Origin of the sequence: Pseudomonas sp. NC02 (genome assembly GCF_002874965.1) — a bacterium.
GTDB lineage: Bacteria > Pseudomonadota > Gammaproteobacteria > Pseudomonadales > Pseudomonadaceae > Aquipseudomonas.
Window position 1 is genome coordinate 802,729 of the sequence record NZ_CP025624.1, and the last position, 27,000, is coordinate 829,728.

Below are 27,000 nucleotides of genomic sequence, written 5' to 3' on the forward strand. Positions count from 1 at the left end.
TGCCCCGTGATGAGTAGCAATACACGCGATATACGTATCGAGCGCTTCGACCTTGAAGGCGCCTGCAGCTGGATGTCCGGCATTTGCGGGCCGCACCGCCTGCAAACCGCGACGCCGGAGCGCATCCGCTTTCACCACAGCGCCAATGTGTTCAAGTCCCGCGCCACGACGCTGGGGATTATCGAATACGGCACCGACGTCACCATCGACATCGAAGACGCCGAGCACTTCAGCAGCTACAGCCTGACCCTGCCGCTGGTGGGCGAGCAGGAACTGAGCAAGAACGGCGTACGGCTCAGCTCCAACCGTGACCAGGGCGTGATCATTTCGCCCAACGAACATCAGGTGCTGGAGATCTCCGGCGACTGCCGCAAGTTGCAGGTGGTGATCACCCGCGCGGCGATGAGCGAATCCCTGGAAGGCCTGCTGCAGCGGCCGATTGAAGCGCCGCTGCGCTTCGAGTCGGCGATGGACGCGGTGGACGGCGCTTCCGCGTCGTGGTGGCGCATGGCGCGGTATTTCATCGCCGAACTGGAGCGCAGCAGCGAGCTGTATGACCAGGTGGCGTTTACCCGGGACCTGGAAAGCTCGCTGATCAAGGGCCTGATCCTGGCCCAGCCGAACAACTATTCCGAAGAACTGCGGGACGTGCTGGGGGTGAAGCTGCCGCACTATTTGATTCGTGCCCGACAGTACATCCACGACAACGCCCGGGAAGCGGTGCACCTGGAGGATCTGGAGGCGGCGGCGGGCGTTTCGCGCTTCAAGCTGTTCGATGCCTTCCGCAAATACTTCGCCCTGTCGCCCATGGCCTATCTGAAGAAATACCGCCTGGGTGCCGTGCGCCAGCAAATCCTCGAACATGGCTCCACGCGCACCATCTCCGAAATCGCCCTGGGCTGGGGCTTTACTCATCTGGGGCGATTCTCGGCCGAATACCGCAAGCTGTTCGACGAATCCCCCAGCCAGACCCTGCAACGCAACGACGCCCGGCGCATGCGTGGATGAATACCTTACGCAAAAACAACGGAGATCAACTGTGGGAGCGGGCTTGCTCGCGAATGCGGTGCATCAGCCAACTCATTCGGTGACTGACACTGCGCATTCGCGAGCAAGCCCGCTCCCACATTGGATGTGTGGTGTTCTTTTAAATCAACTCTTCCACCAGTTGCAGGCAATGACTGAGCCCCGGCGACTGGTCATTGATCCGCCGGCTGAGAATGATCGGCGACGTGGCGGTGGCCTCCACCACCGGCGTATAGCCAATGTCTGCGCGGTGCAGCACCTGCACCGAGGCGGGTACCAGGGTCACGCCCATGCCTGCGCCGACCAGACCAATGGCGGTCTGCAATTCGTTGGTCCACTGCGAAACCTTCAGGCTCAAGCCATGGGCATCGAACAGCGCGATCACATGGTCGGCGTAGCTCGGGCGCGGGTTGCCGGGATACAGCACGAAGGGTTCAGCGGCCAATTGCGCCAGGGTGGCCGGGGCGCCCAGCAGGGGATGTCCGGCGGGCAACACCGCCACCAACCGGTCCTCCACCAACACCCGCTGCACAATGGCCGGGTCGTCGATGCGAATCCGCCCGAAGCCCACGTCAATCCGCCCGGCCTTGAGAGCTTCAACCTGTTGCAGCGTGGTCATCTCCGACAGGCCCAACTCCAGCTCCAGGCCATCGTGGCTGCGCAGCCGGCGAATCAACTCCGGCAGCACGCCGTACAGCGTCGACGGCGCAAAACCGATGCCCAGCCAGGTTTTCTGCCCAAGGCCGATGCGCCGGGTGTTGTCACACACCTTGCCCAGTTGCTCCAGCAGCACATTGGCGTGCTCATAGAAAAACCGCCCGGCTTCGGTCAGGCGCAACGGGCGCCCACGTTCCAGCAGCACCACACCCAGTTCGTCCTCCAATTGCTGGATCTGCCGGCTCAGCGGCGGCTGGGCAATGTGCAGGCGTTCGGCGGCGCGGGTGAAGTTGAGGGTTTCCCCCAGCACCTGGAAGTAACGCAGATGGCGCAGTTCCATAAAGACTCCATTCATACCTTAAGGGTATTGTTCGAGACTCATTCTATATTGGAAGCCAGCAGAGATCCGGAACAGAATCAGGCCAAATCTATAAAGAACCCAACGGGTATTGCCATGCCGATTTGCGCCATCGAGTCGATCGAGACCATCATCGTCGATCTCCCTACCATCCGCCCGCACAAGCTGGCGATGCACACGATGCAGAACCAGACCCTGGTGATCATCCGCGTGCGCTGCGCCGACGGTATCGAAGGCATCGGTGAATCCACCACCATCGGCGGCCTGAGCTACGGCAATGAAAGCCCCGACAGCATCAAGATCAACATCGACCGGCACTTCGCGCCGCTGCTGCTCGGCCAGGACGCGAGCAACATCAATGCCGCCATGTTGCGCCTGGAGCGCAGCATCCGGGGCAACACCTTTGCCAAGTCGGGTATCGAAAGCGCCTTGCTCGACGCCCTCGGTAAACGCCTGAATTTGCCGGTCAGCGAATTGCTCGGCGGCCGCGTGCGGGACGCCTTGCCGGTGGCCTGGACCCTGGCCAGCGGCAACACCGAAAAAGACATCGCCGAGGCCGAGAAGATGCTCGACCTGCGCCGCCACCGCATTTTCAAATTGAAGATCGGCGCCGGTGAAGTCAGCCAGGACCTGGCCCACGTCATCGCGATCAAAAAAGCCCTGGGCGACCGCGCCAGTGTGCGGGTCGACGTCAACCAGGCCTGGGACGAAGCCGTGGCCCTGCGCGCCTGCAAGGTGCTGGGGGACAACGGTATCGACCTGATCGAACAACCGATCTCGCGCAACAACCGCGGCGGCATGGTGCGGCTCAACCTGTCGAGCCCGGCGCCGATCATGGCCGACGAATCCATCGAATGCGTGGAAGATGCCTTCAACCTGGCCCGCGAAGGCGCGGCCTCGGTGTTCGCCCTGAAGATCGCCAAAAACGGCGGGCCGCGTGCGGTATTGCGCACCGCGGCGATTGCCGAAGCGGCGGGCATCGGCCTGTACGGCGGCACCATGCTTGAAGGCGGTATCGGCACCCTGGCCTCGGCCCATGCCTTTCTCACCTTGAACAAACTGGCGTGGGACACCGAGCTGTTCGGCCCGCTGCTGCTCACCGAAGACATCCTCGCCGAGCCGCTGGTGTACCGCGATTTCCACCTGCATGTCTCCACCGCTCCGGGCCTGGGCCTGGCCATCGATGAAGAGCGCCTGGCGTTCTTCCGTCGCGATAACTAACAAGAGGACACCTGCGATGTTGTTCCACGTAAAAATGACCGTGAACCTGCCCGTCGACATGAACCCCGAGCGCGCTGCCGGCCTCAAGGCTGAAGAAAAAGCCTTCTCCCAGCGGCTGCAGGAGCAAGGCAAATGGCGCCACCTGTGGCGCATCGCCGGGCTGTACGCCAACTACAGCGTGTTCGATGTCGACAGCGTGCAGGAACTGCATGACCTGTTGATGCAACTGCCGCTTTATCCTTACATGGCCATCGAAGTGAATGCCCTGTGCCGGCATCCATCGTCGATCCGTGAGGATGATCGCTGAGTCTGTTTTTTCACCTAATAATTACAAGATGAGGATTGCACCATGTCCATCCGACTTTCCCAGACTGCTCATGCCCAACAGTTTCTCGAAGAAGCCAGCGGCAACCTTAACGACGGCGGCAACCCACGGGCCAAGGCGCTGATCTACCGGATCCTGCGGGACACGGTGAACATCATCGAAGACCTGGAAGTGACTCCGGAAGAGTTCTGGAAGGCGGTCAACTACCTCAACGAACTGGGCAAGAACCAGGAAGCCGGCTTGCTCGCGGCAGGCCTGGGCCTGGAGCATTACCTGGACATGCTGATGGACGCGGCGGACGAGGAAGCCGGCAAGTCCGGCGGCACCCCGCGCACCATCGAAGGCCCGCTGTATGTGGCCGGTGCGCCGCTGTCCAAGTTCGAGGCGCGGCTGGACGACGGGCAGGACCCGGGCGTGCCGCTGTTCATGCAGGGCCAGGTGCGCGACACCAATGGCAAGCCGTTGGCGGGGGCGATTGTCGATGTATGGCAGGCCAATACCGGTGGTACGTATTCGTGGTTTGACAGCACGCAGTCGGAGTTCAACCTGCGTCGGCGAATCGAGACCGATGCCCAGGGCAACTACCGTTTTCGCAGCATCGTGCCGTCGGGGTATGGCTGCCCGCCGACCGGCCCGACCCAGCAGTTGCTGGACCAGTTGGGGCGCCATGGCCAGCGGCCGGCGCATATCCACTTCTTCATCTCGGCGCCGGGCCATCGGCACCTGACCACGCAGATCAACCTGTCGGATGATCCGTACCTGCATGATGATTTTGCCTATGCGACGCGGGATGAGTTGATCGCCGAAATTCGCTTCAGCGAGGACGCGAACCTGGCGAAGGAATTTGGTGTGGAAGGGCAGTTTGCGCAGATTGATTTTGACTTTGAGTTGCAGCCTGCGGCGGCGCCGGTAGAACAAAAGCGCATGCAGCGAGTGCGCGCCCTCGAAGACTGAACGCGGTAAAAAAATGTGGGAGCGGGCTTGCTCGCGAATGCGGTGGATCAGTCAATATTTCCGGTGACTGACACTCCGCCTTCGCGAGCAAGCCCGCTCCCACATTGGCGCTGTATCGTTTGGCCTATTTGCGAACAACCAGATCGAGCAGATCATCCCGATCCTTGATCTTCTGCAGCACGATCTCCGAGCGAATATCCATCACCCCCGCCGTGCGGTTCAGGTGGTTCACGATAAAGTCAGAAAAATGCTTGAGGTTGCGCGCCTGCACCCGCAGCACATAATTGCTCGCCCCGGTAATCACGTACGCACTGGCCACCTCCGGCCACCCTTGCACCTTCTTGATAAACGTCTCGTGCCAATCCTCCACATCCTGGCGTAACGACAGGTGGACGATGGCCTCCAGCTCGATCCCCAGCTGCTCGGCGTTCAACACCGCCCGATAACCACTGATGATTCCCTCGCTTTCCAGCAGGCGCAAACGCCGCAGGCAGGCCGACGGCGACAGGGCGACTTTCTCCGCCAGTTCCTGGTTACTGATACGGCCATCCTGTTGCAGGAAATGCAGAAGGCGCAGGTCGGTGGCGTCGAGAATCATGGTTAGAATAAATCCGCGTGTTTGGGGGTTAAATTCGAATTTCCTACAGCTTAATTAGCCTGTTGCCCACCACTTTGCACGAAAATTCTCTAAAGCTTCGTTCATTATTTGGCTCATTGTTACTACAACAACAGGACTGACCATGACCACCCGCACCCATTGCCTGACCCTCGACGCCCAGGATCCGCTGGCGCCATTGCGCAACCAATTCGCCTTGCCGGCCGGGGTCATCTACCTCGACGGCAACTCCCTCGGTGCGCGCCCGGTAGCGGCACTGGAACGGGCGCAAGCGGTGATCGCCGAGGAGTGGGGCAATGGCCTGATTCGCAGTTGGAACAGTGCCGGCTGGGCCGACCTGTCCCAGCGCCTGGGCAATCGCCTGGCACCGCTGATCGGTGCCCGCGACGGTGAAGTGGTGATCACCGATACCACCTCCATCAACCTGTTCAAAGTGCTCAGCGCCGCGCTGACCGTGCAACGCGAACGCGCGCCAAGCCGCAAGGTGATCGTCAGCGAAGCGAGCAATTTCCCCACCGACCTGTACATCGCCGAAGGCCTCACCGAACTGCTGCAACAGGGCTACTCCCTGCGCCTGGTCAACAGCCCGGACGAACTGCCGAAAGCCATCGACCAGGACACGGCCGTGGTGATGCTTACCCACGTCAACTACAAGACCGGCTACATGTACGACATGCAGGCCCAGACTGCCTTGAGCCATGAATGTGGCGCGCTGGCGATCTGGGACCTGGCGCATTCGGCGGGCGCGGTGCCGATCGACCTGCATCAGGCCGGTGCCGATTATGCGATTGGTTGCACTTACAAATACCTCAACGGCGGGCCCGGCTCCCAGGCGTTTGTGTGGGTCAACCCGGCGCTGGTGGATGTGGTTACGCAGCCGCTGTCGGGCTGGTTCGGGCATACCCGACAGTTCGCCATGGAATCGCGTTATGCGCCGAGCCAGGGCATCGCCCGCTACCTGTGCGGCACCCAGCCGATTACCTCGCTGGCGATGGTGGAGTGTGGCCTGGATATTTTCGCCCAGACCGATATGGCCAGCTTGCGCTCTAAATCCCTGGCGTTGACCGACCTGTTCATCGAGTTGGTGGAAAGCTGTTGCGCCGCCCACGACCTGACCCTGATCACCCCGCGTGAGCATGCCCGACGGGGTAGCCACGTCAGCTTCGAACACCCGGAAGGCTACGCGGTTATCCAGGCCTTGATCGCTCGTGGCGTGATTGGTGATTATCGCGAGCCGCGCATCATGCGTTTCGGGTTTACCCCGCTGTACACCAGCTTTGCTGAAGTGTGGGATGCGGTGGAAATCCTGGGTGAGATTCTCGATCAGAAAACCTGGGACCAGCCGCAGTTCAAGGTTCGCCACAGCGTCACCTGAGTAAACGCAGAGCAAAACTGTGGGAGCGGGCTTGCTCGCGAATGCGGTCTATCAGTCTCTGATGTATTGACTGGCACACCGCATTCGCGAGCAAGCCCGCTCCCACAGGGAACAGTGTTTCAACCAGAAAGCAGTGCAATCACAATAATAAAGGGGCACGCCACGTGACCACGCCAGACCAAGGCTTTGCCGAAATCACCAATCGCGAACTGGGCCTCAGGCGCCAGCTCACTTCCGGCCAGATGAGCATGATCGCCATCGGTGGCGCCATCGGCACCGGGCTGTTCATGGGCAGCGCCTACGCCATCGGCTATGCCGGGCCCAGCGTACTGGTGAGCTATGCCATCGGTGCGCTGATCACTTTGCTGTTGATGGGCTGCCTGGCGGAGATGACCGTGGCGCATTCCACCTCGGGCTCCTTCGGCGCGTATGCCGAATTTTACGTCAGCCCGCTGGCCGGTTTCCTGGTGCGTTATGCGTACTGGGCGGCGATTGTGCTGGCGGTGGGCGCCGAGGTCACGGCGGTGGCGATGTACATGAAGTACTGGTTTGCCAACGTGCCGGAATGGGTGTGGATCGTCTCGTTTTCCAGCGTGCTGATCGTACTCAACGCCATCAGCGTCAAGACCTTCGGCAACTTCGAGTACTGGTTCTCCACGATCAAGATCAGCGCCATCGTTGGCTTCATCATCCTCGCGGTGTACGTGGTGTTCGGCTCCGGCAATCCGGATTACGGTGTGCAGAACTACGCGGCCCACGGCGGCTTTTTCCCGAACGGGTTGAGCGGCATGTGGATCGCGGTGATCGTCTCGATCTTCAGTTACTTGAGTGTGGAAATGATCGCGGTGGCCGCCGGTGAAGCGGCCGACCCGGAGCAGGCGGTGAAAAAAGCCTTCCGCGCGACCATCGTGCGGCTGGTGGTGTTCTACCTGCTGACCCTGGCGCTGATGTTGGCCATCGTGCCGTGGAACCAGGCCGGCCACGCCCAGAGCCCGTTCGTCACGGTGATGCAGACCATCGGCATTCCCGGCGCCACCGGGGTGATGAACTTCGTGATCCTGATCGCTGCGCTGTCGGCGATGAACAGCCAGCTCTACATCACCACCCGCATGATGTTCAGCCTGTCCCGCGCCGGTTTCGCGCCCAAGTCCATGGGCGCCTTGAGCAAGAGCGGGATCCCGTTGAACGCCTTGTTGCTGTCCGGCTCGGGCATTGCCCTGGCGACCCTGCTGAACGTGGTGTACCCGGAAAGCTCGTTCACCCTGATGATGGCGATCTCGATGTTTGGCGCGATCTTCACCTGGTTCATGATCTTCCTCACGCACCTGTTTTTCCGCCGCTACCGCAAGCGTCACGGCGGGGCGAAGCTGTCGTTCCAGCTGGCGCTGTTTCCCTACAGCACGCTGCTGGGCCTGGTGCTGATGGGCGCGGTGATGATCACCACGTTTTTCACCGATGCGTTCAAGATGACGCTGGTGTTCGGGGTGCCGTTCCTGCTGATTCTGTCGGCGGTGTACTACGTATTTTTCCGCAAGGGCGCGGCCAAGGCATCGAACAAGGCTTTGGCATAACCCGGCAATTGCTCGAACTCTCGGGCGCATAACAGCAGTTTGCGACAGGCCCAATCCTCGCTCAGGGGTTGGGCCTTGAAGCGCCGCTCCAACGGCCAGCGTTCCAGCGCGGCCAGGGGCACGATCCCCAGCCCGGCGCCCCGGGCGACCATGCGAATCAGCCCGTCAAACCCATCTGCACGGATGCGTGTCTGCAAGCGAAAGCCTGCGTGCAATGCCTGTTCCTCCAGGTACACCGCCAGCGCGCTGTCGGCGGCCAGGCCCACATAGTCGTGCTGCAAGCTGTCGATAAAACTCACGGTGCGCCCGGCCAGCGGGTGATCCAGCGGCATGATCAGCACCAGCGGGTCGTCGCGAAAGGGCAGGGTTTGCAGGCCGTGGGTATCTACTGCGTCGGAAATAATCCCCAGGTCTGCCGCGCCCTGGCGCAAGGCGTGGGTGATGCGCAGGCTTGGCAGTTCCTGCAGGTCGATGTCGAGGTTGGGGTGCTCGTGCAGAAAGTCCGCCAACAGTTCCGGCAGGTATTCGCTCAGGGCGGTGGTGTTGCACAGCAGGCGCACCTGGCCCTTGACGCCGTTGGCGTATTCCGCGAGGTCTTGCTGCAGGTGATCGGCTTGCTGCAACAGCAGGCGGGCGTGACGGGCGAGGGCTTTGCCCGCAGCAGTCGGGGTGACGCCACGGCGGCCACGTTCAAGAAACTCGATGCCCAGGGAGGCTTCCATCGCCCGGATCCGCGCACTGGCCGCCGCCAGGGACAAATGGCTGCGGCCGGCGCCGGCGGTGATATTGCCGGTGTCGAGGATGTGCAGGTACAGGCGCAGGTCGATCAGGTCAAAGTGCATGGGCTGGGGATCTCAGTGTCTGTACGGGCCTCTTCGCGAGCAAGCCCGCTCCCACATTTAGATCTGTGAACCCTTTCAAAATGTGGGAGCGGGCTTGCTCGCGAAGAGGCCATCTGCCTCATGCAAAACAAGAGGCTGCCTCAGTATATGGCGAATTTTCAGACATCACCCAAACCTGCAAAATCGACCCATGAATACCTTACTCGCGTTCTACCAAAACCTCGGCCCGGCCTTGACTTTGCTGGTGATCGGCACCTTCCTGCTGGCCGGTACGGTCAAGGGCGTCATCGGCCTGGGCCTGCCCACCGTCGCCATGGGCATGCTCGGCCTGGCTATGTTGCCGGCGCAGGCTGCGGCGTTGCTGATCATCCCGTCCACCGTCACCAACCTCTGGCAACTGGCCTTCGGCGCTCACCTGAGCGCGTTGATCAAACGCCTGTGGCCGATGCTCCTGCTGATTTTCCTCGGCACCGGGCTGGGCTCGGTGTGGCTGGGCATGGATGGCGGGCATTGGGTGGTGCGGGCGTTGGGCGGCGCGCTGCTGGTGTATGCCTTGAGCGGGCTGTTGCTGCCGACGTTCAAGGTCAGCCCGGCCACCGAGCGCTGGCTGGGCCCGCTGTGCGGCGTGCTGACCGGGGTCATCACCTCGGCCACTGGGGTGTTCGTGATACCGGCGGTGCCGTATCTGCAAGCGTTGGGCTTGAACCGCGATCAGCTGGTGCAGGCGTTGGGGCTGTCGTTCACCGTGTCGACCCTGGCGCTGGCAGCCGGGCTGTTCTGGCGTGGCAGCCTGGGCGGCGGCGAATTGAACGCCTCGTTGCTGGCGCTGGTTCCCGCGCTGCTCGGGATGTGGCTGGGCCAGGCCCTGCGCCAGCGCATCAGTGCCGTGCTGTTCAAGCGGGTGTTCTTTATCGGCATGGCCGCGCTGGGAGGTCATCTGCTGATCAGTGGTTAACAATATGCCGTTGATTCGTGCGCTTTGGTCAAATGTATTTTGCCGCCGGGACGCTTATTCCAAAGCACCGACCCCGTTACCCTGCCTTCAGACATTTTTAATCTTTAGGCACCCCCTATGAAAAAAGTACTCCTGCTCAACGGCGGTAAGAAATTCGCCCATTCCGACGGTCGCTACAACAGCACCCTGCATGAAGCCGCCCTGGCGGTACTGGACCGTGGCGGCATCGACGTCAAGGAAACCCACATCGACGCCGGCTACGACGTGGCCGAAGAAGTCGCCAAATTCCTCTGGGCCGACGTGATCATCTACCAGATGCCCGGCTGGTGGATGGGCGCTCCGTGGATCGTCAAGAAGTACATCGATGAAGTCTTCACCGAAGGCCATGGCAGCCTGTACGCCAGCGACGGCCGCACCCGCTCCGACGCGTCGCAGAAATACGGCAGCGGCGGCCTGATCCAGGGCAAGCAATACATGCTGTCCCTGACCTGGAACGCTCCCCAGCAAGCGTTCGACGACCCCACCGACTTCTTCGAAGCCAAGGGCGTGGACGCGGTGTATTTCCCGTTCCACAAGGCCAACGAGTTCCTCGGCATGACCGGCCTGCCGACCTTCCTCTGCGTGGACGTGATGAAACGCCCGGCCATCGAAGCCGACGTGGCGCGTTATGAACAGCATCTGGCACAGGTGTTTAACCTGAGTCTGTAATGCGGCTAGTATCCGTGCAGCCGCTATAAAGAGGATTCACGTTGAAAGCCCGGTCCGATGAGCTACAGATCTTCGTCTGCGTGATTGAATGCGGGTCGATTTCCGCCGCAGCCGAGCAGGTCGGGCAGACGCCGTCGGCGGTCAGCCGCACTTTGTCGCGCCTGGAAGCCAAGCTCGACACCACCCTGATCAACCGCACCACCCGGCGCATGGACCTGACCGAAGAGGGCAAGTATTTCTTCGAGCGGGCCAAGGTGATCCTCGAGCAGATGGACGACCTGGAAGAACGCCTGTCGTCGCGCCAGCAAACCCCGTCGGGGCGCCTGCGGATCAACGCGGCGTCGCCGTTCATGCTGCATGCGATCGTGCCGTACATCGCCGAGTTTCGTGGCCTGTACCCGGATATCCAGCTGGAACTGAACAGTAACGACCTGATCATCGACCTGCTGGAACAGAGCACCGACATCGCGATCCGTATCGGAGCCCTGGCCGACTCGACGTTGCACGCCCGCTCACTGGGTTGCAGCCCGCTGCATATCCTCGCCAGCCCGGTGTATCTGGAACAGCACGGCACGCCCACGACCGTTGCCGAACTGGCCGAACACACGTTGCTCGGCTTCACCCAGACCGAAACCCTCAACCACTGGCCGTTGCGCCATGTGCACGGCGATCGCTGGCAAATCCAGCCCGGTGTCGCCGCTTCCAGCGGTGAAACCTTGCGCCAGCTGGCGCTGGAAGGGCAGGGCATCACCTGTTTATCGGACTTCATGACCGCCCAGGACATCAAGACCGGACGCCTGATACCGGTGCTGGCCGAGTTCAACAGCGGCTATCGTCAACCGATCAACGCGGTGTACTACCGCAACTCGCAATTGGCCTTGCGCATCCAGTGCTTCCTGGACTTTATCCAGGGCAAGCTGGCCAGCTACGCCAGCTGATTCGTGACCTCTGCGCAAGATTGAATTGGGCAATACGGACTTATTCGGAATGGATAGGTCCGCAATACTGAGTCCATCAATTACTCACGCAGGGAGACACCTCCATGAACGTATTCATCACCGGCGCTGCCGGTTTTATCGGCGGTTCCATCGCTACTGGCCTGGTCAAGGCCGGCCATAACGTCACCGGCCTGGTGCGCAGCACCGAACAGGCTGCGGAAATGACTGCACTGGGCATCACGCCGGTAATCGGCACGCTGGATGACAACACGCTCTTGACCGAACAGGCGAAGAAAGCTGACGCGGTGATCAACGCCGCCAGCAGCGACCATCGCGGCGCCGTGGAAACCTTGCTGGCCGCGCTGCGCGGTTCCAACAAAACCTTCCTGCACACCAGCGGTTCGAGCATCGTTGGCGATGCGTCGGGCGGTAAGTCCAGCGATGTCATCTACTTTGAAGACAACCTGCCGGCGCCGACTGTCGACAAGGCTGCTCGCGTGGCCATCGACAACCTGATCCTGGCTGCCGCCAAAGATGGCGTGAACTCGGCAGTGATCTGCAACACCCTGATCTACGGTCACAGCCTGGGCGTCAAGCGCGACAGCGTGCAGTTGCCACGCTTGCTCAAGCAGGCACGCAAAAGCGGTGTAGTGCGGCATGTAGGCACCGGGCAGAACATCTGGTCCAACGTGCACATTGAAGACGTGGTTGCGTTGTACCTGCTGGCCCTGGAAAAGAATGTGCCGGGCACTTTCTACTTTGTGGAGAGTGGCGAAGCGGCGTTTGTCGACATGACCACCGCGATTGCCGAAGCGCTGAAGCTGGGTGAACCACAGGATTGGCCATTGGCGGATGCCGAGTCCGAGTGGGGTTATGAAATGGCCAACTATGGCCTGGGCTCCAACAGCCGGGTGCGCGGCAAGCATGCGCGGGAATTGCTGGGATGGGCGCCGAAGCGGACTTCTGTAGTCGAGTGGATTCGCAACGAGATGGTGTGATGTTCGCTTGAGACCGAGGCGAGCTCTTCGCGAGCAAGCCCGCTCCCACACTTAACCGAGTTCCCACTTTGGAATGCGGTCAAATGTGGGAGCGGGCTTGCTCGCGAAAGGGGCGACTCGGTCCAACGGTCTTACCCAACACTAGCCCCACCCCGCCCAATTCCGTACCATCCCCCGCCTAATCCCTCGCAACTCCCCGGTACTTCAATGAACCTCACCCGTCTGCGCGCCGACGCCCTGGCCGGACTCACCACGTCTTTTGCCTTGCTGCCCGAATGCATCGCCTTTGCCCTGGTGGCTCATCTCAACCCGCTGATGGGCCTCTACGGCGCATCCATCATCTGCACCCTCACCGCGCTGTTCGGCGGCCGGCCCGGCATGGTCTCCGGGGCCGCCGGCTCGATGGCGGTGGTGATCGTCGCGCTGGTGGTGCAGCACGGCGTGCAGTATCTGTTGGCCACGGTATTACTGGGCGGGTTGATCATGGTCGCCTTCGGCCTGTTGCGCCTGGGCAAGCTGGTGCGCATGGTGCCGCACCCGGTGATGCTCGGGTTCGTCAACGGCCTGGCGATCATCATTGCCCTGGCGCAGCTGGAGCATTTCAAGAGCGGTGACACCTGGCTCAGCGGCACGCCGCTGTACGTAATGACCGGGCTGGTCGCGGCCACCATGGCCATCGTCTACCTGCTGCCGCGCCTGACCCGCGCCGTACCGCCAGCCCTGGTGGCGATCCTCGGCGTGGGCCTGGCGGTGTACCTGCTCGGCCTGCCGACCCGCACCCTGGGCGACATGGCCCACATCGCCGGCGGCCTGCCGACCTTCGCGTTGCCGCAGATTCCCTGGACCCTCGAAACCCTGCACATCATCGCGCCTTACGCGATCCTGATGGCCATGGTCGGCCTGCTGGAAACCCTGCTGACCCTCAACCTCACCGACGAAATCACTGAAACCCGCGGCTACCCGGACCGTGAAAGCGTGGCCCTGGGCGCAGCCAACATGGTCTCGGGCTTGTTTGGCGGCATGGGCGGCTGCGCGATGATCGGGCAAACCGTGATCAACCTCAGCTCCGGCGGGCGCGGGCGCTTCTCCGGTGTGTTTGCCGGGGTGATGATCCTGTTGTTCATTCTGTTTCTGTCACCGCTGATCGAGCGCATTCCGCTGGCGGCGCTGGTGGGGGTGATGTTTGTGGTGTCCCAGCAGACCTTTGCCTGGGCGTCCCTGCGGGTGATCAACAAGGTGCCGCTCAACGACGTGCTGGTGATCATGGCGGTGACGGTGATTACCGTGTTCACCGACCTGGCGACGGCGGTGCTGTGCGGGATTGTGATTGCGGCGCTGAACTTCGCCTGGCAGCAGGCGCGCGAGCTGTACGCGGATGAGCACATGGAAGCGGACGGCAGCAAACTCTATCGGGTGCACGGCACGCTGTTTTTTGCCTCGACCACGCCGTTTTTGAATCGCTTCGATCCGGCCAACGACCCGGCCCAGGTGACGCTGGATTGCCGTCACTTGAGCTTCGTCGACTATTCAGCGATTGCTGCGTTGATGACCCTGCGCGAGCGCTACACCAAGGCCGGCAAGCATTTGCGGGTGCTGCACCTGTCCGAGCGCTGCCGCAAACTGCTCAAGCGCGCCCGGGTGCAGCACGACTGACCGTTGTTGAAGTGCGATGATCGTTCCCACGCTCTGCGTGGGAACGATCATGGTCCGACCAGGTTTTCCAGTTCCTGGGCGCGGGTCTGGGTCATGTCCAGCACGCAGCCGGAGCCGTTGACCTGATCAATAGTGCCGCCGGTGGCCGAGCCGATGAAGCCGCAATTGGCATCGCGAAACTTGAGCCACTGGCGTTGTACGTCCTGCAACTGCTGCTTGCGGTTGCCTTCCATCGCGGTCATCGCGGTTTTGTAGGCGGTATTCAGGCGCGCGTCCTGCACCTTGGTTTCCTTGGCGTTGCAATCGACCATGTCGGCGGTGGTGTTGGCACCGTCCATGCATTTTTTCAGGGCCGGGTTCTCATCGGCCGAGGCCGTGCCGCACAAGGCCAGCAACAGTGCGCCGGCGGCGAAAGGAACAAGCAGGGGGTTACGATTCATTCTGGGTTTTCCTGGTCATGAGTCGGTGTGCAGTCTAAGACTCGGCCTGCGCAGTTGAGTTTCCAGCCCCGGCGATCTTTATGTAAGAACGCCTCCCGAATTTTCATCCACTGACCCCGGGCATATCCCTGCGCGACAGGGCTTGTCTGTGGGCGAAAATTACTTTCATAAAAATTGAAAATACACCCCGGTAATGATTTATGACTTTCACAACCTATTCGACGTGACCCTTTCCGAGGAGTACCGCATGGCCGCATCACCGGGGTATTGGCTGTTGATCTACGCCGCCATCGCCATCATTGCATTGATCGTATTGATCGCGCGTTACCGGCTCAACCCGTTTATCGTCATCACCCTGGTGTCTATCGGCCTGGCGCTGTTGGCCGGGATGCCGGCGGACACGATCATGGGCTCCTACGAGGCGGGCGTCGGCAAGACGCTGGGGCATATTGCGCTGGTGGTCGCGCTGGGCACCATGCTCGGCAAGATGATGGCCGAGTCCGGTGGCGCCGAGCAGGTGGCGCGCACGCTGATCAACCGGTTCGGCGAGCGTAACGCGCACTGGGCAATGGTGTGTATCGCGTTCCTGGTGGGGCTGCCGCTGTTTTTCGAGGTCGGTTTTGTGTTGCTGGTGCCGATCGCGTTTACCGTGGCGCGGCGGGTGGGCGTGTCGATCCTGATGGTCGGCCTGCCGATGGTGGCCGGCTTGTCGGTGGTGCATGCGCTGGTGCCGCCGCATCCGGCGGCGATGATGGCGGTGCTGGCCTATAACGCCTCGGTCGGGCAGACGGTGCTGTATGCGATTTTGATCGGCATACCCACCGCGATCATTGCCGGCCCGCTGTACGCCAAATTTATCGTGCCGCACATTCACCTGCCGGCGGAAAACCCGCTGGAACGCCAGTTCATCGACCGCGAGCCGCGCACCCGCCTGCCGAGTTTCGCCCTGACCATGGGCACCATCCTGTTACCGGTGGTGCTGATGATGATCGGCGGCTGGGCCAACCTGATTTCCACACCGGGCACCGCCTTTAACCAGTTCCTGTTGTTTATCGGTAACTCGGTGATTGCGCTGCTGGTGGCGACCCTGGTGAGCTTCTGGACGCTGGGCCTGGCCCAGGGTTTCAACCGCGAATCGATCCTCAAGTTCACCAACGAATGCCTGGCACCGACCGCCAGCATCACCTTGCTGGTGGGCGCGGGCGGTGGTTTGAACCGGATTCTGGTGGACGCCGGGGTCACCAATGAGATCCTCGGCCTGGCCCACGCCTTCAACCTGTCGCCTTTGGTGATGGGCTGGCTGTTCGCCGCGCTGATGCGCATCGCCACCGGCTCGGCCACCGTGGCCATGACCACGGCCTCAGGCGTGGTTGCACCGGTTGCGATGGGCCTGGGTTATCCCCACCCGGAATTGCTGGTGCTGGCCACCGGCGCGGGTTCGGTAATCTTTTCCCACGTAAACGACGGCGGCTTCTGGCTGATCAAGGAATACTTCAATATGACGGTGATCCAGACCTTCAAGACCTGGACCGTGCTGGAGACCCTGATTTCGGTGGTCGCCTTCGGTCTGACTTATGGTTTGTCCTGCATCTTGTAACCCGGAGCCGAACCGATGGACATCCTCTACCAGATCCGCGCCCGCCAGGATTCCTTCAGCGCCGGCGAAGGGCGTATCGCCAAGCTGATGCTCGATGATGTCGGCTTTGCAGCGTCCGCCAGCCTGGAAGAATTGTCCCAACGGGCCGAGGTCAGCACCGCCACCTTGTCGCGTTTTGCCCGCAGCGTCGGCTGCCGCGACCTGCGTGACCTGCGCCTGCAACTGGCCCAGGCCAGCGGTGTCGGCAGCCGTTTCCTCGACCCGGCGGGCCTGCCGGAGCAGTCGGCGTTTCACCGGCAGATTCTCAGCGATATCGAGGCGACGTTGCGCCGGCACCTGTCCGGTTTCAACCAGCGCAGTTTTGTCGACGCCGTGAGCCTGCTGGGCAATGCGCGGATGATCCACGCGTTCGGCATGGGCGGGCCGTCGAGCCTGTGCAGCGACGAGTTGCAAGTGCGCCTGGTGCGCCTGGGCTACTCGATCAACGCCTGCCACGACCCGGTGATGATGCGCGTGACCGCCGCCACCCTGGGGCCGGAGCATGCGCTGATCGTCTGCTCGCTGACCGGCATCACCCCGGAGGTATTGGGCGTGGTGGCGCTGGCGCGCAACTACGGCGCAAAAATCATCGCCATCACCCTGCCGGACTCCCCGCTGGCGCAGTTGGCCGACGTGCTGCTGCCGCTGCAACCGGCCGAAACCAGTTTTATCTACAAGCCAACGGCGGCGCGCTACGGAATGCTGTTGGCCATCGACGTGCTCGCCACCGAGCTGGCCTTGGCCATGCCGGATGACAACCAGGAACGCCTGCGACGGATCAAGCTGGCCCTGGACGATTATCGCGGCGGCCCTGACAGCCTGCCGCTTGGAGATTGAGATGAAGTACCACACGCTGATCCGCCAGGCGCTGATCATTGATGGCAGCAACACCCCCGGCTATGTCGCCGATGTGGCAGTGCACGAGGGCCGTATCGAGAAGATCGGCGACCTGTCCCGGGACAGCGCCGAGCATGAAATCGACGCTGCCGGGCGCGTATTGGCGCCGGGGTTTATCGACGTGCACACCCACGACGACACGGTGGTGATCCGTCACCCGCAGATGCTGCCCAAGCTGAGCCAGGGCGTGACCACGGTGATTGTCGGCAACTGCGGCATCAGCGCCTCGCCCGTGAGCTTGCAGGCTGATCCGCCGGACCCGATGAACCTGCTGGGCACCGCCGAGGCCTTTGCCTACCCACGGTTCAGCGATTACCGGGCGGCGGTGGAAAACGCCCACCCGGCCGTCAATGTGGCGGCGCTGATCGGCCACACCGCGCTGCGCAGCAACCATATGGACGACCTGCACCGTACCGCCACGCCGGGTGAAATCACCGCGATGCGCGCGCAGTTGCAGGAGAGTCTGGCGGACGGTGCCCTGGGTTTATCCACCGGGCTTGCATACGCCAGCGCCTTCAACGCCGAGACCGATGAAGTGCTGCAGTTGAGTGAAGAACTGACGGCGTATGGCGCGGTGTACACCACCCATTTGCGCAGCGAATTCGAACCGGTGCTGGAGGCGATGGACGAGGCTTTTCTGATCGGCCGGCATGCCAAGGCGCCGGTGATCATTTCCCACCTCAAGTGCGCGGGCGCCGGTAACTGGGGGCGCAGTCCGCAGTTGTTGGCCTCGCTGGAACACGCGGCGAAGACCCACCCGGTGGGCTGCGATTGCTACCCGTATGCGGCCAGCTCTTCGACCCTGGACCTCAAGCAAGTCACCGATGCGTTTCGCATCACCATCACCTGGTCTGCGCCGCATCCGGAAATGGGCGGGCGGGATCTGCAGGATATCGCCGCCGAGTGGGCGGTGCCGCTGATGGACGCCGCACGCCGCCTGCAACCCGCCGGGGCGGTGTATTACGGGATGGACGAGACCGACGTGCAGCGCATCCTGGCGCATCCGCTGTCGATGATTGGCTCGGATGGTTTGCCGGAAGATCCGTTTCCTCATCCACGTCTGTGGGGCGCGTTTCCCCGGGTACTGGGGCATTTCAGCCGGGACCTTGGCTTGTTCCCGCTGCACACCGCCGTGCACAAGATGACCGGACTGTCGGCGGCGCGCTTTGGCCTGGCCGGGCGCGGTGAGATCCGTGAAGGGCATTGGGCCGACCTGGTGCTGTTTGATCCGTTGCGGGTGCGGGATGTGGCGGACTTCAAAGAGCCGCAGCGCGCGGCGGAAGGGATTGACGGTGTGTGGGTCAACGGCGTGCTCAGCTACAGCGACGGGCAGGCCAACGGGCAGCGTCCCGGACGATTCCTGGCGCGCAGCGGAGATTTGCGAAAGGGTTTTGTCACTCTATAGTGGCTGCTCTCAAACACGGAGCAATCGCCATGCACTTAGGAAAAGTCACCCCCATCTTGCGCAGTTTCGACGAGGCCAAAACGTTGGAGTTCTACGTCGACTTCCTGGGGTTCAAGGTCGATTGGCAGCACCGGTTTGAAGACAACTTTCCGCTGTACCTGCAGGTGTCGCTGGGGGGCTGCGTGCTGCACTTGTCCGAGCACCATGGCGATTGCACGCCAGGTGCGGCGGTGCGGATTCAGGCTCAAGGGTTGGAAGCGTACCAGCAACAATTGCTGGCCAGGAATTACCGCAACGCCAAGCCCGGTATTGAAGACACGCCGTGGGGCAGCCGCGAGATGAGCATCAGCGACCCGTCTGGGAACCGGTTGGTGTTTGTTGAAGAAGTAGCGGTTTAAACCCGTTCCAATGTGGTGAGGGAGCTTGCTCCCGTTGGGCTGCGCAGCAGCCCCAAAACCAGGCGCCGGGTTTACCTGAACGGTCTCGGTTGTCTGGACTGGGGCCGCTACGCGGCCCAACGGGAGCAAGCTCCCTCGCCACAGTTTGAGGGTGCTTGCGTTGAAGGTGTGTTTACACCCGGAAATGGCTGACCATCTGCTGCAACTGCCCGCCCAAACGCGCCAGTTCCACACTCGACTTGGCCGTCTCGTCACTGGCCGCTGCCGTCTGCTCCGACACGTCCCGCACATTCACGATGCTGCGGCTGATCTCTTCCGCCACGGCACTCTGCTGCTCGGCGGCTGCGGCGATCTGCTGGTTCATCGACTGGATATTCGACACCGTACGGGTGATGTTTTCCAGTGACACACCGGCCTTGCGCGTCAGTTCGACGCTGCTGTCGGTGAGGCTGCGGCTGTTGTTCATCACGGCGGCCACTTGCTGGGTGCCGTTCTGCAAACCGGCCACCAGGCCTTCGATTTCTTCGGTGGATTTCTGGGTGCGCTGGGCCAGGCCGCGCACCTCATCGGCGACCACCGCAAAACCGCGACCGGCTTCACCGGCACGGGCGGCTTCGATGGCGGCGTTGAGCGCCAGCAGGTTGGTCTGCTCGGCCACGGCCTTGATCACGTCCATCACGCTGCCGATCTTGTTGCTCTCTTGTTGCAGGTGCGTCATGGCGTCGGTGGAGCGCGCCACTTCAGCTGCCAGGCGTTCGATCTGGGCGATGGCTTCGGCCACCACTTTGTCACCGGCACGGGCTTCGCCGTCGGCGGCCGAGGCAGCCTGGGACGCTTGTTCGGCGTTGCGTGCGACTTCCTGCACGGTGGCAGTCATTTCGTGCATGGCGGTGGCCACTTGATCGGTCTCGATCTTCTGGCTGTTGACCCCGGCGCTGGTCTGTTCGGTCACGGCTGACAGCTCTTCGGCGGCAGCGGCGATCTGGGTCACGCCGTCGCGGATGCCGCTGATCAGTTCACGCAGGGTGGTGCCCATGCGCTGAATGCCTTGCTGCAACACGCCGAGTTCGTCGCGGCGGGTCACCTGGATGTTGTGGCTAAGGTCGCCGGAAGCGATGCGCTCCACCACCGCGAGGGTCTCGCGCAATGGGCGGGTGATCTGGCGGGTGATGATCACGGCCGCCACGATGCCCACCAGCAAGGCCAGCAATGTGCTGATCAGTTGCAGGCTGCGGGCCTGGGCGCTTTCGGCGTCGCGGCGTTGCAGCTGGATGTCGTACAGCTTGTCGCTGATGGTCACGATGTCGGCACCCTGGGTGGTCATTTCTGCCCGGGCCGAGACGATGTTGACGTTGGCTGCCTTGTAGTTCTGGACGGCGCTGCGATAGGCGCCGAGGGCGGTTTCCAGGGCCGTCAGTGCAGGCTGTTGGCTGGCGCCAAACGCTGCGTGCAGGCCTTTCAGACCGTCGATGGCTTTCTCGATCTGCGCGGCGGCACGGGCTTCAGTCTCGGCGTTGACGTTGCCGGTGTAGCCGCGCACTTCGTAGCGGGCCAACTGGAACTGTTCCTTGGCGCTGGTCACGGCCTCGAACTGGGCAAAGCGCTCGGTGCTCTCGGGCATCTGGCGCACGCTGGCGTCCAGGGCACTGATCTGCGCATTGGCGATGTCAGCCTTGTCGCCCATGACCTGGCGCGCGGCGTTACCGTTGCGGTAGGCCTCGCGCATTTTGTTCAAGGACTGCTGGTAAGCGGTGATGATCGCTTTTTGCTCATTGAGCAGCTTGAGGTTGTCCGGGCTCTTGAAGCTGTCCAGCAGCTTCTGTTGCTGGGCCACAAAACTGTCGAGGTTGGTCTGCACGTTTTGCGCCACGGCTTCGTCGCCGTTGGCCAACATGTATTGCAGGCGCACGATGCGCAGTTTGGTCAGCGAAGCGTTGAGCTGGGTGATGTCGCTCATCCAGTTGCTGCGGTCGATCAGGCCGCCCAGGCTGGTCCAGCCGGTGAGCGCGAGGATCGAGGTGAGGACCAGTACCAGGCCGAAGCCCAGGCCCAGTTTCATGTTGACGCTGATGTTGCCGAACCAACTATTCATCGCATTCCTCCAGGAACAGATTTGCGGGTACATCCGGTTGCTGGAAGTAGCGACCAGCCGATGGGTAGTCAGGAGGTATCGGCAGCCCTGGCGAGAGCTGAAACGGTTTTTTCGTGAGGGGAAGATTTATGGACCGTGAGCGACGAGCGGTCGCACCGCCCTCATGCAGAGGGCGGTGCGAGGGTCAGTGGACTTGGCGCATTCTTTTGCTGGTGGTGATGATGTCGATCAACGCTTCCCTGCTGCGGAAACGGCGGTCATCCAGGTTCCAGCGATTGACGAAGTGCCCCCTGGCATCCTGCTGCAACGAGGTGTGGACCAGTACACCGTCGCGGTTTTTATGGACCATCTCCAACCCGTCGTCCAAGGTGCGCTGAAGCAGGTAATCGCCTTTGCGCCGCAGGCGTTGTTCGAGGCTGAGGGACGGCGCGGGCACGACCGGTGGCGGCAATGGCGCACCGGCGACTTCGACGTTTTTCTTGAAGTCGTAGCGCACCAATGGCCATTGCTGCTCGCGCGGCAGCGCCTGGACGCTGGCGGGCTCACGCACAAAGCCGCTGGCCGAGCCGGGAGGCACATCGTCCAGCAGCAGACTGATGCCGGTGTTGAGCTCGGCAATGCCCGGCACGCCGCGATGGGTATTGGCGTGCGTTTCGCCTACCAGTGCGACCCACTTGTGTGGCCCCTGTTGAAGCTGGTCGGCGCGGATCACCTGGGTTGCAAAGTAGTTGAACATTGATGTCCTGGAGGCGGGCATGCCGTCCACCCGCAAGCTGGCGACACAGTCGAGCGCGCGGATCCGCACGTTATGCTTCATCGCCACCTGCACCAGGCTGACAAAACCGTAGGGGCTGTCGGCCGGTACGCCGTGGCCTTTGTCCAATGCGTTGAGGTAGCTCCACAGTTCATCTGGCATAAAGCCCAGGCTGTGGACGATATCCAGGTCGGCTTGATGCAGATCGGTGGTGAGTTGCTCCATGTACAGGGTTTTTACTTCTCGCGGGCCCTTCAGGTATTCCATGTGCCGGCTGAGGAAGCCTTTGCTCGACGTACCGGCGTGGGCTTCGCCGACGACCAGGCCATCGGCGGTGTCCAGCAGTTGATCGATAAACTTCGCCTCATCCAGGGCCGGGTCGACCGCAGGCAGTGCTCCCCGCGCAGGCGGTGTGTGTTCGGTAAAAAACGCCTGGGCCTGATCCTGAAGTTTTTTGCGAGTCTGGTCGAACGTGGTTTGCGCCGCGCGACGGCTGCTGGCGGTCTCCCTGTAGGCGGTGGCGAAGAGCGCTTCACGCGTGCCCATCGGCAAGGTGATTTCTTCGCTGATCAGGCCCAGGTGTTCATGGGGCAGGTCAAAGGTGCTGAAGTGGCGCGGCGCCTCAACAGGCAGAGGGCGCGTTGGCCGTAGCGCATGTGAGCGCTCCACCAAGGGGCCCGGGTGCGGCGCCGGTTGGCGTGCCGTGTGCAACGACAGCTTCAGGTCGCCCTTGGCCAGGGCATCGCCGGGAATGCCGCCGGCCACATCCGCGATGACTCGGGTGGGTTGGTCGAAGGCGTCGTCGACCCGCAGGGCAATGCTCTTTTGCAGGTCGGCCAGGCCCGGCGTGCCGCGATAGGTACTCATGCGTTTTTGATCAACCAACGCTATCCAGCGTTCGCCCGGTTTTTTCGCCTGGTCGTCGTTGATGAGGGTGTGGGAGTAAAAGTTGGTCAGCCGGTTGGCGCGAATCGGTGCCGGGCGTGAATCAAACAGGCACAGGGTGTTTTCCAGGTCGTAGGAGCTTGAGGCGTTCAACGGCCGAACCTCAATCCCGTGCTGTTGCGCGGTGTTTACCAGCATCCAGTGGCCGTGCAACCCGTCGGGGTCGCGGTAATTTTCCTTGTCGATGGATTTGAGCTGGCCCTCGGCCCGTTTGGAGAGACCACTGGAAAACCGTGAGTGGGTTTTCAGGTGATGAATGTCGCGCCACAGCGGCTCGATATAGAGAACCGTGACGTTCAGTTCGCGCAGGTACTGCATGTTTTCGATCAGCACCTGTTTAGCCACGGTGGAAAACGGTGCCTCGCCTACCACCAGGTTGTGCGCGTCATCGATCAGCAGCTTGAGCAAATCACGCAGGGCAATGTCTGGCGCCGGGTTCAGGGTTTCGGCCCGGGGAACCACGGCAGGCAACCGTGCAAAAAACGCGTCGGCGTCATCCGTCAGGGCCCTGACATTGTCCAGGTGCTGTTTGAGTGCCGGGGCGAGTTGCCGACGCGAGATCCAGATGCTGTGGGTATTGAGGTCTCGATCCAGGTAGGCGATCTGCAGGAACAGCGCCGACCGGTCCTCGGGGGCGATGACAGCCGATACGTCCCGGCGAAACTTTTCCGACAACTCATAGGGCTGCCCGAGCCTTTCCGGGCCAGGCATGCCACCGATGACACCGGAGCGCTGCCACTGGCCGTCCACCGTCTGGTTCACCAGCTTGCCGGTGGAGCGCAATTGCCCGCTGGTGTTGTCGTAGCGAAACAACAGGAATCGCCCCAGGCTGTCCGGGGTGTGCGAGGCCCACAGGCTGTCGCCGGCAAACAGCACAGGCTGCATGCCCTGGGGCAATGGGGGCTGCGGTTGCAGTTGCTTGATCAAGGTCATGGCCTGTTGGTCCTTGGGCACCCGGGCAATATGGCGTAACGGCGGACGGGCGAGCTTGACGGGGGCGAACAGCAGGGGTCGCAGGTCGGTCAACAACGTCCCGCCGGCATTGAGCAGCGCACCCAGATAGTGTCCCAGCGCGGCGGCGGTGTCGTTGCGGCTGTAGGCATGCAGGGCGAGCATCGAATCCTTGAACACCAGCAAGCCGCCCAAGGCCAGGCTCAGTGCCGGGAAGGGCGCGGTCAGCACGGCAATGGTGATTTCGCCGATGACGCTGACCAGTTCCATGATCATCTGCAAGCGCCCGGTGGTGGTGCTTTTGACTTCGTCGATACGGTGACGCAGCTTTTTGTCGTAGGTGTGGTAATGCAGGTTCTTCAGCGGCAGTGCGGTGCGAGGCACTTCGTCGAACACCGGCTTGGAATACAGCCCCTTGAGCTGTGCCGGCAGGCCGGCCACCAACGCATGCAACCTCGGCTCGAACGCCGCGCGCTCAACGCTGGCGACCCGGCTGATGTAGTAGGTGTCCATGCCTTCAAGGTTTTTCAGGCGTTCGTTGAATTCCCGTTGCGGCCTGAAGGCGATGCCATCCGGTACGTGCGGGGTGTAGAGCAGGGGCAGGTCGTTGGCGTGGTGGAACAGGTAGCAGCCATCGATCACTTGCCCGCTGATGTGCAGGGGATAGAGCCGATACCGATTGCGCACGGCATCGCTGTTATCGGCCAGGCTGTCGATGCTTTTTTCCAGCCAGGCCAGGTCGCTTGTTGCCAGGCAGCCTTGCAGGCAGCACTCAAGCGCAGCGACGTGCATGTGCAGTTGGGCAACCTCCAGGGCCATGTTGCGGCGCCATGCATAGTGGGGGCCTTGCGGGTCCAACAGGGTTTTCTCGACCTCGGCGACATAGCGGTCACCGATCCAGGTGCCTCTGACCGAGTTGCTCACCGTTTGCGCGGTGAGTCGACTCAGGTCGACGCCGGGCGGTCCCTTGAACTGCGCGGTGGTGCTGGCGTCGGGGTTGATAAAGCCCAGGCTGGCGTCGTAGCCATTGCGGTACAGCGTGGTGTAGCTGACGCGTTCGCGCGGGGTGATCACGCCCACGAGATTTGGGTCTACCGCCGGGATCGGGTTGCCGAGCAGTTGGTTGAGGGCGGTTTTTGCCGCCTTGTGCAAGTAACTGTCGAAGTCGGGAAACTGTTCTGGGCTACCCGGGCTTGCGGCGTAGGCCTTTGCCGCGCCCAGTGCCTGTTCCTTGAGATCGGCGAGTTTCTGTCGGTCGGCTGCCGATGCCTGGCTCAGCCACTTGGGCATCTGATACAGGTATTCATCGGCCTGCATGGCCAGCGTCGTGGTGCTCATTTCCACCAGGCACGCCTCATAGGTGGAGGGCGCGCCGAAACTGATCATCAAATACTCAAGGCTGGCCGGGGTAAAACCCAGGGCGGAAAGCATCGCGCTGTATTTGGGCCGGATCCGGCTGACCAGTTGTTCAAGCAGGTAGTCTTTCATGCTGCGCGAATCGGGAGCGGACGCTATCTCCTGGCTCCAGCCGAGGATATGCGCCTGCAATTCCCGCTCGCTGCCAAAGGCCTGGAACTGTTCGGCGCGTGGCGCGTGAGGCGTGCACAGCAGCAAGCGTTTGACCGCGCCCGTTGCATCGGTCTGGCGCAGCACCCACAGGTCCTTGAGCGGAGCCTTGTGCAGGAACAGGCAGCAGGCAGTGAGTGTGGGCGAGGGGCCTTCACTCAGGGTTTGCAGCAGTGCGTAGTCATCTGCACTGATGTGGTTTTGCAACGACGCACTGTAGGCCAGCGCGTGCAGGCGGCTGTCGAGCATCTGCTGCATGGCTTCCTGTACGGCGGGCAAACTGTGGGCGCGCTTTTGTTCTTCGGCGAAGGTCAGGCTTGGTTGAACCTTGGCCAGCAGCTCGGCGAGGTAAGCCGGGGTGACGTCTTGGAACTCGGGCGGCAATGGCTGCTGGGCGTAGGTCAGTTGGGTGTGCTCGAGAAACTCGGAACCGGCGTGTTCATCGCCACGGTGCAAGCCACGTACCGCCAGTTGCACCAGGTTGTTGTGCTGGTTGTACGAGTTGCCTGACTTCAGGGTGCGCTCGGTGCTGATCTGCAGTTGCTCGGGGATCAGGCCCTGGATATCCAGGTCGTCGTCCAGGTGCTCAAGCAATTGCAGGCGCGCCATGGCCTCGGGCGAGGCCGCCGGGCCGAGCAGCGCCAGCACTTGCAGGCTGAGATGTTCGTAAGTGCGCAGGTGTTCGGCGAGGGTTTTGCGCTGGGCCTCATTGGCGCTGCGGTACCAGTCGGGGGCGGATTCGTGCAGCAGTTTTTCCAGTAACTGTTGCGCGCGCAGTTCCAGGCGCGAGGACAAGTCCCAAGGCGAGCAGCGCAGCGCCTGGTCCAGTTCGAGGTTCATTCTGGCGACGTCTGTCGGCGCGGGGTGGCCGTCCAGGCCAAGGGCAAACGCGATGTCCTGATGTTGTTTGTCCTGCAGGGCGTTGTAGGTGTGTTCGTTCAGCGGGAGGCTGTCGATAGGGCCTGGCACCGGCGGCCAGATACTTGCCGCGCGCAAGTGCTGGTAACGGCGCGGCAAGTGTTGCAGCAGCTCCTGGCGCCAGGCCGCCTGCTTCATGCGCTCTTGCAACGTGCGATCCAGGTGTTTGAGCGAGGTGAAAGCCTCCAGGCCTCGGGAAGGGGTGAACAGCAACACATCACCGTCCTCGATCTCCAGGTGGGTGACCGGTGTCTGGCTGCGCGTGAGTATGAACACCCCGGCGAACTCGATGGTCTGCTGGCGGTAGCGAAACGTCAGGCGATGGATACCCGGGCGCAGCTCGGGGCCGCTGACGATATTCGTCACCAGCAGCTGGTCGGCAGGGCTGAGCAGGCGATCCTTGACCTTCAGCCTGGCCTCGGCCTCCAGCATCGGCTGATGGCTGTCGAGTATCCAGTTCTTGCGTAGATGGCCGTTGGGACGCCTTTCGATTTCCAGGGCGGCCAGCTTCTTGTGCAATGCCTGGCTGATGCGCGTGCGGTTCAACCGGCCGGGCTCGCCCTGGATCAGCCAGTCGCCGGGGACGGTGTAATGCACTTGTGCGTTCTGCAGGCTCCAGCGGCTTTCTTCTGCCAGGGCGGTGTGCAATGCCTGCACCTCCAGCAACTCGGTAGAAGACTGCGCTGCCGGTGCGTGGCCGTTGGGGAAAATCTGTAGACGATGACCGATTTGCAGCAGGTAGCCGTTCAGTTGTTCCGGGGTAAGTGGTGATGTGTTCGGGGGCTGGGCGGGCATGGCCGG

General features: G+C 62.1%; 21 protein-coding genes and 1 pseudogene. 15 read left to right on the plus strand and 7 right to left on the minus strand.

Features of this window, described 5'->3' with window-relative positions:
- Positions 1–9 precede the first annotated feature (9 nt).
- Positions 10–1,008, plus strand: a complete 999-nt coding sequence (locus C0058_RS03595; RefSeq protein ID WP_008436676.1) for a helix-turn-helix domain-containing protein — start codon at positions 10–12, stop codon at positions 1,006–1,008.
- A gap of 139 nt (positions 1,009–1,147) precedes the next feature.
- Here C0058_RS03595 and C0058_RS03600 read toward each other — a convergent pair whose 3' ends face one another.
- The gene (locus tag C0058_RS03600; RefSeq protein WP_003212314.1) at positions 1,148–2,023 is read right to left on the minus strand and encodes a LysR family transcriptional regulator; all 876 of its coding nucleotides are present in this window, start codon (positions 2,021–2,023) and stop codon (positions 1,148–1,150) included.
- 114 nt (positions 2,024–2,137) lie between these two features.
- On the opposite strand from C0058_RS03600, the gene C0058_RS03605 reads away from it, so the two are divergent.
- Genes C0058_RS03605 through catA form a run of 3 tightly spaced genes read left to right on the plus strand, consistent with a single transcriptional unit; the run spans position 2,138 to position 4,541 of the window.
- On the plus strand, positions 2,138–3,262 hold the full coding sequence (locus tag C0058_RS03605) for a muconate cycloisomerase family protein (RefSeq protein WP_003212312.1): 1,125 nt from the start codon (positions 2,138–2,140) through the stop codon (positions 3,260–3,262).
- 16 nt (positions 3,263–3,278) lie between these two features.
- Positions 3,279–3,569: a muconolactone Delta-isomerase gene (gene catC / locus C0058_RS03610; RefSeq protein WP_003212310.1), complete on the plus strand. Its 291-nt coding sequence runs from the start codon at positions 3,279–3,281 to the stop codon at positions 3,567–3,569.
- Positions 3,570–3,611: 42 nt separating this feature from the next.
- Complete coding sequence (catA, locus tag C0058_RS03615; protein WP_003212307.1) at positions 3,612–4,541, plus strand: catechol 1,2-dioxygenase; 930 nt, start codon at positions 3,612–3,614, stop codon at positions 4,539–4,541.
- Positions 4,542–4,665: 124 nt separating this feature from the next.
- Here catA and C0058_RS03625 read toward each other — a convergent pair whose 3' ends face one another.
- Positions 4,666–5,139: an Lrp/AsnC family transcriptional regulator gene (locus C0058_RS03625; protein ID WP_003212305.1), complete on the minus strand. Its 474-nt coding sequence runs from the start codon at positions 5,137–5,139 to the stop codon at positions 4,666–4,668.
- A gap of 142 nt (positions 5,140–5,281) precedes the next feature.
- On the opposite strand from C0058_RS03625, the gene kynU reads away from it, so the two are divergent.
- Both kynU and C0058_RS03635 read left to right on the plus strand, forming a co-directional pair.
- Entirely contained in the window at positions 5,282–6,532 is a 1,251-nt protein-coding gene (kynU, locus tag C0058_RS03630) for a kynureninase (protein WP_102368035.1), read from the plus strand.
- A 164-nt stretch (positions 6,533–6,696) separates the two neighbouring features.
- Positions 6,697–8,103: an amino acid permease gene (locus C0058_RS03635; RefSeq protein WP_102368036.1), complete on the plus strand. Its 1,407-nt coding sequence runs from the start codon at positions 6,697–6,699 to the stop codon at positions 8,101–8,103.
- On the opposite strand, the gene C0058_RS03640 is transcribed toward C0058_RS03635, so the two are convergent.
- Positions 8,049–8,945, minus strand: coding sequence for a LysR substrate-binding domain-containing protein (locus C0058_RS03640; RefSeq protein WP_102368037.1), 897 nt, complete (start codon positions 8,943–8,945; stop codon positions 8,049–8,051). The genes C0058_RS03635 and C0058_RS03640 overlap by 55 nt on opposite strands.
- A gap of 190 nt (positions 8,946–9,135) precedes the next feature.
- On the opposite strand from C0058_RS03640, the gene C0058_RS03645 reads away from it, so the two are divergent.
- The 5 genes from C0058_RS03645 to C0058_RS03665 all read left to right on the plus strand — a co-directional run bounded on the left by C0058_RS03645 (position 9,136) and on the right by C0058_RS03665 (position 14,197).
- Entirely contained in the window at positions 9,136–9,900 is a 765-nt protein-coding gene (locus C0058_RS03645) for a sulfite exporter TauE/SafE family protein (RefSeq protein WP_102368038.1), read from the plus strand.
- A gap of 117 nt (positions 9,901–10,017) precedes the next feature.
- Positions 10,018–10,608, plus strand: a complete 591-nt coding sequence (locus tag C0058_RS03650) for an NAD(P)H-dependent oxidoreductase (RefSeq protein WP_063033256.1) — start codon at positions 10,018–10,020, stop codon at positions 10,606–10,608.
- A gap of 41 nt (positions 10,609–10,649) precedes the next feature.
- A complete protein-coding gene (locus tag C0058_RS03655; RefSeq protein WP_102368039.1) occupies positions 10,650–11,546 on the plus strand; it encodes a LysR family transcriptional regulator in 897 nt (298 codons plus the stop codon).
- A 104-nt stretch (positions 11,547–11,650) separates the two neighbouring features.
- Positions 11,651–12,544 carry an NAD-dependent epimerase/dehydratase family protein gene (locus tag C0058_RS03660; RefSeq protein WP_102368040.1) on the plus strand — a complete coding sequence of 298 codons (894 nt, stop codon included), beginning with the start codon at positions 11,651–11,653 and terminating at the stop codon, positions 12,542–12,544.
- 207 nt (positions 12,545–12,751) lie between these two features.
- Positions 12,752–14,197 (plus strand): SulP family inorganic anion transporter, encoded by a 1,446-nt coding sequence (locus C0058_RS03665; protein ID WP_102368041.1) that lies wholly within the window; start codon positions 12,752–12,754, stop codon positions 14,195–14,197.
- A gap of 47 nt (positions 14,198–14,244) precedes the next feature.
- Here C0058_RS03665 and C0058_RS03670 read toward each other — a convergent pair whose 3' ends face one another.
- Entirely contained in the window at positions 14,245–14,637 is a 393-nt protein-coding gene (locus tag C0058_RS03670) for a lysozyme inhibitor LprI family protein (protein WP_003212286.1), read from the minus strand.
- A gap of 193 nt (positions 14,638–14,830) precedes the next feature.
- Between C0058_RS03670 and C0058_RS03675 the strand changes: the two genes are divergently transcribed.
- Genes C0058_RS03675 through C0058_RS03690 form a run of 4 tightly spaced genes read left to right on the plus strand, consistent with a single transcriptional unit; the run spans position 14,831 to position 18,973 of the window.
- Positions 14,831–16,234 carry a gluconate:H+ symporter gene (locus C0058_RS03675; RefSeq protein WP_017478510.1) on the plus strand — a complete coding sequence of 468 codons (1,404 nt, stop codon included), beginning with the start codon at positions 14,831–14,833 and terminating at the stop codon, positions 16,232–16,234.
- 15 nt (positions 16,235–16,249) lie between these two features.
- Positions 16,250–17,110, plus strand: coding sequence for a MurR/RpiR family transcriptional regulator (locus tag C0058_RS03680; RefSeq protein WP_102368042.1), 861 nt, complete (start codon positions 16,250–16,252; stop codon positions 17,108–17,110).
- Position 17,111: 1 nt separating this feature from the next.
- Positions 17,112–18,575, plus strand: coding sequence for an amidohydrolase family protein (locus C0058_RS03685; RefSeq protein WP_102368043.1), 1,464 nt, complete (start codon positions 17,112–17,114; stop codon positions 18,573–18,575).
- A 29-nt stretch (positions 18,576–18,604) separates the two neighbouring features.
- Positions 18,605–18,973, plus strand: a complete 369-nt coding sequence (locus C0058_RS03690; protein ID WP_102368044.1) for a glyoxalase superfamily protein — start codon at positions 18,605–18,607, stop codon at positions 18,971–18,973.
- 172 nt (positions 18,974–19,145) lie between these two features.
- Here the strand turns inward: C0058_RS03690 and C0058_RS33190 are convergent, their stop codons facing one another.
- The 3 genes and pseudogenes from C0058_RS33190 to C0058_RS03700 all read right to left on the minus strand — a co-directional run bounded on the left by C0058_RS33190 (position 19,146) and on the right by C0058_RS03700 (position 26,994).
- Positions 19,146–20,009 (minus strand): methyl-accepting chemotaxis protein, encoded by an 864-nt coding sequence (locus C0058_RS33190; protein ID WP_371857023.1) that lies wholly within the window; start codon positions 20,007–20,009, stop codon positions 19,146–19,148.
- A pseudogene (locus tag C0058_RS33195) lies at positions 20,001–21,098 on the minus strand (methyl-accepting chemotaxis protein); the annotation flags it as partial. The gene C0058_RS33190 and the pseudogene C0058_RS33195, both read right to left, overlap by 9 nt.
- Before the next feature lie 151 nt (positions 21,099–21,249).
- Positions 21,250–26,994 (minus strand): membrane-targeted effector domain-containing toxin, encoded by a 5,745-nt coding sequence (locus tag C0058_RS03700; RefSeq protein ID WP_102368046.1) that lies wholly within the window; start codon positions 26,992–26,994, stop codon positions 21,250–21,252.
- Positions 26,995–27,000 lie beyond the last annotated feature (6 nt).